This is a genomic window from Pseudomonas meliae, from assembly GCF_001400515.1.
Taxonomy (GTDB): domain Bacteria; phylum Pseudomonadota; class Gammaproteobacteria; order Pseudomonadales; family Pseudomonadaceae; genus Aquipseudomonas; species Aquipseudomonas amygdali.
The window spans coordinates 1-11,529 of record NZ_LJQT01000265.1; the positions used below are offsets into that span (position 1 = coordinate 1).

Below are 11,529 nucleotides of genomic sequence, written 5' to 3' on the forward strand. Positions count from 1 at the left end.
AATTCCTATGCATGAACACCAGCACCACCATCAACGCAAAGCAGGCGGAGGTCCGCGCGGCTATTTTCAGCTGTCTCAGCATGTTCAATCCCCTTCCCGTGGCTGACGAATAAATTAGCACCGTCATTTCTATCGGCTGATCGAGAAAAAGAATGAAGAACGTCGAATCAGAGCCGTGCCACTGCTATTCAGGGCCCACTTCAAGGAAACCTTATGGTAGGTTTCGCGACGCTCGATAACCACGAGATGACGGTCTTTTCAACCTTCAGACTGACTTACTGGAGTTGCCATGAAACATTATTACGCTGCCGCATTACTTGCCCTTGCACTGCCCGGTGCTGCTCACGCTGGCGACGCGCTGGTCAGCTACCCCGCTATCGTCCAGGCGTTGAACACCGGAGAGTCGGTCGCTGTGGCGATTGATCTTGGGCAATGCAAGTCTTCGGTCGCGGGTGCCGAGCCGTCCAAAACCAAAGGCGGCAAACGCATCGATGCCTACCGCATCACTCCCGACGGCACCCTCGCGTTCTCGGACAGCCACTTCACCCTCGATCGCGATAACAAGCCCATCGAGCAGTTCATTCGCTACCAGATACGCTCTAATGGCAGTGCAGTATTCAGCATGACGACGCTGAGTGTTCCCGGCTACCAGCAGGTCGGCAATCCGGTGAGTTATGAATGCGCGATCGGCAAAGGACTAAGCTTTTTTGCCAGCCAGTAACGGTCACGCCACAACCAAATGAACCAGACATATATCCGGCGTGGGCGACAGACCGTCCTCACGCCCTTGAAAGTAACGCTTGAATTGCTTATTGGTGGACAATTTCGAGCACTTCAAACCCGATTGATAAACTGAGAATGGTTGAACCCAGCCTGCACGCAAGCAGCCCTGTCAGACTGACCAGTCTCTGGTTATATACATAACCAGCAAAAATGATTTAAACGCCATCACGCCGACCCGCCAAGTGTCAGCGACAAGGTTTATACCTTGATAACACACTTGACACTTGCTTTCACACCCACGCGCTTCCTTGAAGGCTCTCTATATCTCGTTAACCTGATAAATACTGACACGCAGGCGGTCATCCCCGGCTTTTATATTTAATCTGCCGACGTACAGGTTTCTCTGCAGGTAATCATGAGCGCCGGAAGGAACGCTGAACTGTTTGCTGCACGTGCACCGACAGCGCGATTCGGCGAATGGCGCGCGGTCCGTTTCATCGAAGGCCACGAGCCCTTCTCCGACGACATCTATCTTTATTCCGTCGTCAGTCAGCAAGGTGTAGTACAGGCTGAATCGTGCAAGGCTGTCATCCTGGGGCACGAGAAAAAGGCTACCTCCCGGAAGAACCTGCCCCTGCAATCGATCGCCGTTAAATTCTCCTCCCAGTATCTCACCGCTGCTGCGTTGCCCTCGTTGAGGGTTACAAAGCGCTTGCGGCTTATCGATACGCAGGTGAGCAGCCAGTATTTCATGCAGTTGCATCGTCTCCATCCCTCTACCCCTCATCTTGCATGCGGTGGCTCGCGCCTGCCCATAACTGTACCGAGGTGTTTCTTTTAGCCCGGACATCGCATGCTGTCAATTTAAATATACCAACCGGTACGCTTATGAGGCTTAGGATAAGCATCTGTAAAGCAGTATCGTTTTGCCACTTTCGATAAATCTCTGTGGCTCGTACCCAGCGCAAAAAAAAGCGGAAATTCTATCCCGCAAGTTCATTTAAAAATTGATTCACATGGCCTATTACTCAACTAACAGTACTGGCCAAATGAGCCCACTCGGCCAACTCATAGCTCACTACTTACTAAATGAAGTTTAATCCGCGCCTGCCAAAAACCTGTTTACATGAGGACTGTCAACTTTTCCGACAGTGTCTTACAAGGAGATACGAAATGACCTATACCGTGAAACAGTATGGATGGATTCGCGATCTGCCTGATCATCGCGATCATCTTTATGCGGCCCCCACAACGGCGCTGGCGGCGCTCCCGCACATGGTTGATCTGCGCCCCCATTGCCCGCCCGTATACGACCAGGGCCAACTGGGCAGTTGTACCGCGAACGGTATTGCCGGAGCGATTCAGTTCGATCGCATGAAGCAAAAGCTGACGCCAGCATTCGAGCCCTCGCGGTTGTTTATCTATTACAACGAACGGGTCATTGAGCATACCGTCGATTCGGACAGCGGCGCGATGATCCGCCACGGAATCAAAAGTGTAGCGGAGCAAGGTGATTGCCCTGAAAAAGAGTGGCCTTATGACATTGAAAAGTTCGCTGTCAAACCTTCGGCTGCCTGCTACAAGGACGCTAGAAAATACAAAGCGGTGTCCTACCAGAAGGTTGCGCAAAACCTCAACCAGATGAAAGGCTGCCTGGCGGCAGGCTATCCGTTTGTCATTGGTTTTTCCGTCTACGAGAGCTTTGAAAGCAAGAAAGTCGCCCAGACCGGGCATGCCCCGATGCCGGGCCCTCACGAAAAAATGCTCGGAGGGCACTGCGTGTTGGCAGTGGGTTACAACGATGCCCACCAGCATTTCATCCTGCGCAACTCATGGGGCACTGGCTGGGGCATGGAAGGCTACTTCACCCTGCCCTACAGCTATCTGCTGGATGAAAATCTGTCCACCGACTTCTGGACGATAAGGGTCGTGGCTGCCTGACCTTCTCAGGCACCTGGGCATTGCACTGCCGCATTGACACCTTGCAGGTACTCTCGCGGCGTGCAACCAAATTCCCGGCGAAATACCGTATGCAGGTATTGCGCCGACCGGAAACCACAATCTCGTGCGATGTCGGCAATTGCGCAGTCCGTATTTTGCAGCCCGTGCGCGGCAGCGGCCAGTTTGAAACGCAGGATCTCGTAATGCACGCTACAGCCCCGCACCCGGCGAAAATGCGCTTCCAGCGACGAGCGCGAAACACCCACGTACGCGGCTACCTGTGCGGTCTTGATGCCTTGGCACGCGTACTGCCGGATAAACAGCAACGCCTGCATGACATATGGGTCCCCCAACGGTTGATGCAGACTCGAAGCCTGTACGTTGACAGCGTCCGGCGGTATCAGAATGTGGGTGCCGGAAGACGGCATGCCATGCAACATCTGGTGCAGCAGGCGCGCAGCGGTTCGGCCCATTGTGTCGGTGCCTTGAACCACCGAGCTCAGCGGTACACGCGTGAGGGTTCTGGTCAACGGATCGTTGTCGATGCCGATCAGCGCCACTTGTTCAGGCACGACAATTCCGGCAGTCAGGCAGGCCTGCAACAACTGACGGGCGCGGGCATCTGTCACGGCAATGATGCCGATAGGCTTGGGCAGGCTTTGCAGCCAGGCGATCTGCTGTTCCACAGCGCTGTCCCAGAGCGGTGCACTGGTGCCCAGGCCGCGATAAACCTCGGCGTGCAGGCCGTCGCGCTGCAGCAGTCGACGAAAGGCCTGCTCGCGCTCCTGCGCCCAGCGATTGGCCTGAGCCTCAGGCAGACTGAAGCAGGCAAAGCGGGTCAGCCCGGCCACTATCAAATGCTCGTAGGCAGCCTTGATCAAGGCGTGGTTGTCGGTCGCGACATAGGGAATGCCCTTCGGGTAGGCGCGCTCATCCTGGTAGGAACCGCCTACCGCCACCACCGGCAGCCTGATGCCAGCCAACGCCTCGCCAATCAGCGGGTCGTCGAAGTCGGCAATGATCCCGTCACCCTGCCAACGCTCGATGCCTTTCAGGCGACAGAGAAAATCTTCCTCCAGAAACAGATCCCAGGACACCCGGGTACTGCTTAGGTAGTTGCCGATGCCGCTGATGATGCCGCGGTCATAGATTTTGCTGCCGTTGAACAACAGTGCAATACGGTGAACGGGGGGTACGGTTTTCATTATTTTTATGCCGGATTTTTATATCGATTCGATAAGCACTACGTTGCTCTACACAGACTAGGCCTGCAAAGGACCAATCTCAATACTCAAAATCGCACTGCGCGTTGACGATTTTCATAATCAGCAGGCCTGGGGCCGTTGCTAGTATCGAGGCATCGCCAAGAACAATAAGGAAAACGCAGATGCCGTACTTCCCCGCCGTCGACAAGGTTCGCTACGAAGGCCCTGACAGCGACTCGCCCCTTGCCTTTCGTCACTACGATGCCGACAAACTGATTCTCGGCAAACCCATGCGCGAGCATTTGCGCATGGCGGCCTGCTACTGGCACACGTTCGTCTGGCCGGGCGCCGACATGTTTGGTGTCGGCACTTTCAAGCGTCCATGGCAAGGTTCCGGGGACCCGCTGGAGCTGGCTATCGGCAAGGCTGAAGCAGCTTTCGAGTTTTTCTCCAAACTCGGCATCGACTACTACAGCTTCCATGACACCGACGTGGCACCGGAAGGCAGCTCGCTCAAGGAGTATCGCGACAACTTCGCGCAGATGATTGATCAGCTGGAACGTCATCAGGAGCAAACCGGGATCAAGCTGCTGTGGGGCACCGCTAACTGTTTCAGCAACCCGCGTTTTGCCGCAGGGGCCGCCAGCAATCCGGACCCTGAAGTATTTGCCTACGCCGCGACTCAGGTGTTCAGTGCCATGAACGCCACCCAGCGACTCAAAGGGGCCAACTACGTCCTGTGGGGCGGTCGTGAAGGCTACGAAACCCTGCTCAATACGGACCTCAGGCAGGAGCGCGAACAGTTGGGCCGCTTCATGCGTATGGTGGTCGAGCACAAACACAAGATTGGCTTCAAAGGCGACTTGCTGATCGAGCCCAAGCCGCAGGAGCCCACCAAGCATCAGTACGATTACGACAGTGCTACGGTGTTCGGTTTTCTGCAGCAGTACGGTCTGGAAAAAGAGATCAAGGTCAACATCGAAGCCAACCACGCGACCCTGGCCGGACACAGCTTCCACCACGAAATTGCCACAGCAGTCTCGCTGGGGATCTTTGGCAGCATCGATGCCAACCGCGGCGACCCGCAGAACGGCTGGGACACTGACCAGTTCCCCAACAGCGTCGAGGAGATGACCCTCGCCACCTACGAGATTCTCAAGGCCGGTGGTTTCACCAATGGCGGCTACAATTTCGATTCCAAGGTCCGTCGTCAGAGCCTCGACGAAGTCGACCTGTTCCACGGCCACGTTGCCGCCATGGACGTGCTCGCCCTGGCGCTGGAGCGCGCTGCGGCGATGGTGCAGAACGATAAGCTTCAGCAGTTCAAGGACCAGCGCTACGCAGGCTGGCAGCAGCCGTTTGGCCAATCCGTACTGAGCGGAGGTTTCAGTCTCGCTTCGCTGGCCGAGCATGCGTTCGCCAACGACCTCAACCCACAAGCCGTCAGCGGTCGGCAGGAATTGCTTGAAGGAGTGGTCAACCGCTTTATCTACTCCTGAAGCAAGGCTGAACGGACGTCGCAGTGACATTCTCACGACAAATCTGTGCCCGCGGCGTCCGACAACGTTCTACAGTTGCACCGGCATCATGCTGCACATCATGAAGTGTCTTTCGAACAACAATAAAAGGACGCACCCTATGAACACCCTGAAACGCACGCTGCTTGCCAGCGCTCTGGCCTTGCTGTCCCTGCCGGTCATGGCCGACTCCGCCCACCCGAAAATCGGTTTTTCCATTGATGACCTGCGTCTGGAACGCTGGTCACGCGACCGTGATTACTTCGTTGCGGCAGCGGAGAAACTGGACGCCAAGGTCTACGTACAGTCGGCGGATGCCAACGAGCAGAAACAGATATCGCAGATCGAAAACCTCATCTCTCGCGGCGTCGATGTGCTTGTCATCGTGCCGTTCAACGCAACCGTGCTGACCAACGCCGTTGCCGAAGCCAAGAAGGCCGGGATCAAAGTGGTGTCTTATGACCGACTGATCCTCAACGCCGAGATCGATGCTTACATCTCCTTCGATAACGAAAAGGTCGGCGAAATGCAGGCCGGCGGCGTGCTGAAAGCAGCCCCCAAGGGCAACTACTTTTTGCTGGGCAGCGCACCCACAGACAATAACGCCAAGATTCTGCGCGAAGGTCAGATGAAGGTGCTGCAGCCAGCCATCGACAAGGGCGATATCAAAATCGTCGGCCAACAGTGGGTGAAGGAATGGAACCCCACTGAAGCCCTGAGCATTGTTGAAAATGCCCTGACCCGAAATAACAACAAGATCGATGGCATCGTTGCTTCCAACGACGCCACCGCCGGGGGCGCGATTCAGGCGCTGGCCGCACAGAAACTGGCCGGCAAAGTGCCTATCTCGGGGCAGGATGCGGACCTGGCGGCGGTCAAGCGGGTCATTGATGGCACCCAGACCATGACCGTCTACAAGCCGCTGAAGCTGATTGCCAGCGAAGCCGCCAAACTGTCGGTGCAACTGGTGCGCAACGAGAAGCCTGCCTTTACCCCGCAGTACGACAATGGCAGCAAGAAAGTCGACACCATCCTGCTGACCCCGACACCGTTGACCAAGGACAGCATCGACCTGCTGGAGAAAGACGGGTTCTACACCAAGGCGCAGATGGGCGGCCAGTGAGCTATCGATAATCAGTCGATAGAAAGCCTGGGCCTGTGCAGCACGGCTGCGCAGGCTCAGGCACGCCCTTGGATCCCCGTGTGAGCCTGTGCCATGTCCGACTATCTGTTGCAAATGAACGGCATCGTCAAAACCTTTGACGGCGTCAAAGCCCTGAACGGCATTGACATAAAGGTCCGGCCCGGTGAATGCGTCGGCCTGTGCGGCGAAAACGGCGCGGGCAAGTCCACGCTGATGAAGGTGCTGTCAGCGGTTTACCCCTACGGCACCTGGGACGGCGAGATCCTCTGGGATGGTAACCCCCTCAAGGCGCAGTCAATCAGCGAAACGGAAGCAGCCGGTATCGTCATCATTCATCAGGAACTCACGCTGGTGCCTGACCTGTCGGTGGCCGAAAACATCTTCATGGGTCATGAACTGACGCTCCCGGGTGGGCGCATGAACTACCCGGCCATGATCCATCGCGCCGAAGTGTTGATGCGTGAGCTCAAAGTGCCAGACATGAACGTGGCTCTGCCGGTTTCCCAGTACGGCGGCGGTTATCAGCAACTGGTGGAAATCGCCAAGACACTGAACAAGAAAGCTCGTCTGTTGATCCTCGACGAGCCGTCCTCGGCCCTGACCCGCTCGGAAATCGAGGTGCTGCTGGACATCATTCATGATCTGAAAGCCAAGGGCGTGGCGTGCGTGTACATTTCGCACAAACTCGATGAAGTGGCGGCCGTGTGCGACACCATTTCGGTGATCCGCGATGGTAAGCACATCGCCACCACCGCAATGTCGGACATGGACATCCCGAAGATCATCACCCAGATGGTCGGTCGCGAAATGAGCAACCTTTACCCCACCGAACCCCATGAGATCGGCGAGGTGATTTTCGAGGCGCGAAACATTACCTGTTACGACGTCGATAACCCCGGACGCAAACGGGTCGACGACATTTCGTTTGCTCTCAAGCGCGGGGAAGTTCTCGGCATTGCCGGGCTGGTAGGCGCGGGTCGCACCGAACTGGTGTCCGCTCTGTTCGGTGCCTACCCGGGCCGATATACCGGTGAAGTGTGGCTGGACGGCCAACCTGTCGACACGCGCACGCCGCTCAAATCAATCCGCGCCGGCCTGTGCATGGTCCCGGAAGACCGTAAGCGTCAGGGCATTATTCCGGACCTGGGCGTTGGTCAGAACATCACCCTCGCGGTTCTCGATACCTACTCGAAAATAACCCGCATCGATGCCGAAGCCGAGCTGGGCAGCATCGACCGGGAAATCTCGCGCATGCACCTCAAGACGGCCAGCCCGTTCCTGCCGATCACCAGCCTGTCCGGTGGCAACCAGCAGAAAGCCGTGCTGGCGAAGATGCTGCTGACCCGCCCGCGCGTTCTGATTCTCGACGAACCGACCCGTGGCGTCGATGTGGGTGCCAAGTACGAGATCTACAAGCTGATGGGCGCGCTGGCGGCCGAAGGTGTGTCAATCATCATGGTCTCTTCGGAGCTGGCCGAAGTACTGGGAGTCTCCGACCGTGTGCTGGTGATTGGCGAAGGCCAGTTGCGCGGCGACTTCATCAACCATGAACTCACTCAGGAACAGGTGCTCGCCGCTGCGCTCAGCCACCCCGATGCCCCTGACAATAATGCCCGGAAGACCGCATAGATGAACCAGGTCAAACAGTTCTTCACCCGCTACAAAATGCTTGCGCTGGTGATTGCCATCGCAGTGATCTGGCTGTTCTTCAGTTGGCAGACCGATGGAGGGTTTCTGACCCCGCGCAACCTTTCCAACCTGCTGCGGCAGATGTCCATCACCGGCATTCTGGCTTGCGGCATGGTATTGGTGATCATCAGTGGCGAGATCGACCTGTCGGTGGGTTCATTGCTGGGCCTGCTCGGGGGGCTGGCGGCGATTCTGGATGTGGTTTACCACGTGCCGCTGCTGGCCAATCTGAGTCTGGTGGCCCTGTGCGGCTTGATGATCGGTCTGGCAAACGGCTACATGACGGCCTACCTGCGTATTCCCTCCTTCATTGTCGGGCTGGGCGGTATGCTGGCCTTTCGCGGCATTCTTCTGGGGATTACCGGCGGCACGACCATCGCCCCGGTATCGCCTTCGCTGGTCTACGTCGGCCAGGGATATTTGCCGCACTCTGTCGGTACAGCGCTTGGCGTACTGTTGCTGGCCCTGACGCTGTTCCTGACCTGGAAACAACGGCGCAATAGAGCCCTGCACGGGCTGGCGGCACATTCGATGATCCGTGATGTGTTACGCGTGGTATTGATCGGCGCTGTGTTGGGCGGGTTTGTCTATGTGCTCAACAGCTACGACGGAATCCCCGTTCCGGTATTGCTGTTGCTGGTCCTGCTCGGTGTGTTCAGTTATGTCACCAGCCAGACGGTTTTCGGACGGCGCGTCTATGCGGTGGGCAGCAACATGGAAGCCACGCGGTTATCCGGCATCAACGTACAGGCCGTAAAACTGTGGATCTTCGGCATCATGGGCGTCATGTGTACCTTCGCCGGGCTGGTCAATACCGCACGCCTGGCTGCAGGCTCTCCCTCGGCCGGCAACATGGGCGAACTGGACGCCATTGCCGCCTGTTTTATCGGCGGCACGTCCATGCGCGGCGGCTCGGGCACTGTCTACGGTGCCCTGCTTGGCGCGCTGGTCATCACCAGTCTCGATAACGGCATGTCCATGCTCGACGTCGACAGTTACTGGCAGATGATCGTCAAGGGCGGCATCCTCGTGCTGGCGGTGTGGGTGGACGTGAGCACACGGGCCGGACGGCGGTGATTCGCAGAAGTCAGAGGTTGTGCTGACCACTTTATTCTGGATTTGCCGGTCTCGACAGGTCCCACAGGTTAATCGAGATACCGGGAACCACAGCGTGCGTTTCAGCCACTCACCGTCGATATGGTTTTCTACGAATACTGGCAATGAACTCATCCTCCACTCTACAAAAGCTGCTTGATAGGCGTGGTCAGGCGGCCAACGGAAATTCTGCGACACAGGCCGTACAGTGGCAGGAAGGAATGAACCTCACACTGCATGTGAACGGCGATAGCCTCACGATGTTGGCAGAGATCATCGATCTGCGTGCCGACCCTCAGGACGACATCCTCTTGCGCAAGCTGCTTGCCCATGCTTTTCCGGGCCTGCGGCTACGACGCGGCGCGTTGACCATCAACCCGGACGAGAACACGTTGGTGTATTCCTACGAGCATGACTTTCTCGCACTGGACAAGACCCGATTCGAAAATCTGCTGGCTAACTTTGCCGAAACAACGCAGGAGTTGCGTAACACCGCGCAGCGCCTGCGTTAGCGCTGAGGACAGAGCCCATGTTGAACAAGCCGACGTTGAACGGGATTGCCCCTACCGCACAAGCCGCTGCTTCCCATGCCGTCGAGGGCCCCACAAGCCCCACGCCAATGCGACTGGATGCAGCGCAAGGTCAGCGACCACTGCCACCGATGGACGCGCCATCGTCGTTACGCCTACGAGCGTCCGGCACATCGTCAGGTGGAGAACCGCAGGCGGCTCAGGAAAACTCAGGCAGCGCGGCTGCAGACAACAATGGAGCTGCACGCGCTCGGCGAGAGCCGGGGATTGATCCAGTCAGGCTTTTTGTGAAACTGATGGTAGGAACCCTTGCGCTCTCGACAGGATGTCGATTGACAAGGCATCCGGATGATTTTGCAAAAGATCCTGGAGGCAGTATATGGGCGGCCATGAGTTTAAAGCATCGCTCTTCTCAGAACGATCTGGATCAGGGAAACAGAACGGTTCTGGAGCGTTACGGCGCCTACATTCCCAAAGACAGTAACTGTTTCAAAGCAAAGGCAGACGTCACTCACGACATTCCCCCTGGCGTCGCAGGTCAGTGGAACGTTAAAACCCGTCAGGTGAAGCTGAACCCCAACATTGCGCTTGAAAGTCACCCGGCCGAGGTCGCAGGGCACGAGTTCATACACTGTTACACCCACCCGGAGTTCAGGGGTCGTCACATTGATCATCGGCACTGGAAAGCCTTGAACGAAGGCCTGACCACTCATCTGACGGAAAAACTACCCACGCCGAAACGCCTCTTGCCTATCCCTCTGGCCAAAGACCCCTATCACGGTTTCAAACTGGCCACAGGAGACTCATGGCCCGCTGCGGCGAAACGTATTGAAGGTGCTGTCGGCGAAGATACGCTGCTGAAAGCGTTCTTCGGCGGCGACGATGACGCCATCAGTGAAGTCGCCAAAGCCGCTACCCAGATCTATCCCCGGCTTGCGTCAAGCCGTACCGAGCAGGAGTTGTACAGAGCCGGAATGATGCGCGGCTCGCAGCAATTGGCTGAGTGTTATGCCGGTGCCTTGCTCGCCAGCGGTCAGCCTTTGCCCGAGAGCTGGTCACGCAATATGCTCCCGGTGTTCAGTTTCTCGGACATGCAACCCGAGCAGGCGAAAAAGGCGCAATTGCAAGCAGAGCCAGGAGCGAATGGGCATCATATTTGATGCGGCATTTTTCTCACCAGACCTGAAGACCCAACGACAGGCATTGGGCATGCTGCGCGAAGATCTACTGATGCACTGGGAAAACGTTGTGCCCGATAAAGGCTGACCCATCGAAGCCCTCGCTTTAAAGGCTACCGGGAAGGAAAGGTGCTCAAGCCTGCCTGGCCGCTACCGCTTCCACTTCGATCAGCGCACCGGGCAACGGCAGCGCCACTACCTGCAAAGCGGTGCGCGCAGGTTTCAAGGGTTGCTCGGGGGTGCCGAAAAACTGCGTGTAACCGGCCTGCAGGCCTGCAAAGTCAAGCTTGCCGCCGGTTTCCTCGGCCCCCACCAGAAACACCCGCAACTGCACGATATCGCCCAGATCAAGGTCCTGTTGCCGGAGGATATTGCGCAGTTTGTTGAACACCGAAACGCTCTGCACTTCAGTGTTGCCATAGGCGGCAGGCGTACCCGCCGGAGCGTGTGGGTCGGCAAGGTCGGGCAAAGTGCCGCTGATGAACACCAGTGAACCGCCCCGGGTTT

At 57.2% G+C, this 11,529-nt stretch carries 11 protein-coding genes; 8 read left to right on the plus strand and 3 right to left on the minus strand.

Going from position 1 to position 11,529, the window contains the following annotated elements; translation table 11 throughout:
• The first annotated feature begins 289 nt into the window (after positions 1–289).
• Entirely contained in the window at positions 290–721 is a 432-nt protein-coding gene (locus tag ALO64_RS12280; protein ID WP_002553374.1) for a VirK family protein, read from the plus strand.
• Positions 722–1,042: 321 nt separating this feature from the next.
• Here the strand turns inward: ALO64_RS12280 and ALO64_RS12285 are convergent, their stop codons facing one another.
• Entirely contained in the window at positions 1,043–1,495 is a 453-nt protein-coding gene (locus ALO64_RS12285; protein ID WP_005733118.1) for a DUF3237 family protein, read from the minus strand.
• A 401-nt stretch (positions 1,496–1,896) separates the two neighbouring features.
• Between ALO64_RS12285 and ALO64_RS12290 the strand changes: the two genes are divergently transcribed.
• Positions 1,897–2,664 carry a C1 family peptidase gene (locus tag ALO64_RS12290; RefSeq protein WP_044345144.1) on the plus strand — a complete coding sequence of 256 codons (768 nt, stop codon included), beginning with the start codon at positions 1,897–1,899 and terminating at the stop codon, positions 2,662–2,664.
• A gap of 5 nt (positions 2,665–2,669) precedes the next feature.
• Here ALO64_RS12290 and ALO64_RS12295 read toward each other — a convergent pair whose 3' ends face one another.
• Positions 2,670–3,869, minus strand: a complete 1,200-nt coding sequence (locus ALO64_RS12295; protein ID WP_044345145.1) for a XylR family transcriptional regulator — start codon at positions 3,867–3,869, stop codon at positions 2,670–2,672.
• Between the two features lie 182 nt (positions 3,870–4,051).
• Between ALO64_RS12295 and xylA the strand changes: the two genes are divergently transcribed.
• The 6 genes from xylA to ALO64_RS12325 all read left to right on the plus strand — a co-directional run bounded on the left by xylA (position 4,052) and on the right by ALO64_RS12325 (position 11,004).
• Positions 4,052–5,368, plus strand: coding sequence for a xylose isomerase (xylA, locus tag ALO64_RS12300; protein ID WP_044345146.1), 1,317 nt, complete (start codon positions 4,052–4,054; stop codon positions 5,366–5,368).
• A gap of 139 nt (positions 5,369–5,507) precedes the next feature.
• Complete coding sequence (gene xylF / locus ALO64_RS12305; protein ID WP_044345147.1) at positions 5,508–6,509, plus strand: D-xylose ABC transporter substrate-binding protein; 1,002 nt, start codon at positions 5,508–5,510, stop codon at positions 6,507–6,509.
• Positions 6,510–6,602: 93 nt separating this feature from the next.
• Complete coding sequence (gene xylG, locus ALO64_RS12310) at positions 6,603–8,159, plus strand: D-xylose ABC transporter ATP-binding protein (protein ID WP_044345148.1); 1,557 nt, start codon at positions 6,603–6,605, stop codon at positions 8,157–8,159.
• The gene (locus ALO64_RS12315) at positions 8,160–9,296 is read left to right on the plus strand and encodes a sugar ABC transporter permease (RefSeq protein WP_044345149.1); all 1,137 of its coding nucleotides are present in this window, start codon (positions 8,160–8,162) and stop codon (positions 9,294–9,296) included.
• 239 nt (positions 9,297–9,535) lie between these two features.
• Positions 9,536–9,826 carry a CesT family type III secretion system chaperone gene (locus ALO64_RS12320; RefSeq protein WP_004665222.1) on the plus strand — a complete coding sequence of 97 codons (291 nt, stop codon included), beginning with the start codon at positions 9,536–9,538 and terminating at the stop codon, positions 9,824–9,826.
• Positions 9,827–9,843: 17 nt separating this feature from the next.
• Positions 9,844–11,004, plus strand: a complete 1,161-nt coding sequence (locus ALO64_RS12325; protein WP_235378719.1) for a type III effector — start codon at positions 9,844–9,846, stop codon at positions 11,002–11,004.
• 151 nt (positions 11,005–11,155) lie between these two features.
• On the opposite strand, the gene ALO64_RS12330 is transcribed toward ALO64_RS12325, so the two are convergent.
• Positions 11,156–11,529 (minus strand): RidA family protein (locus ALO64_RS12330; protein WP_054991723.1); only part of this gene is annotated, 374 nt, incomplete at its 5' end.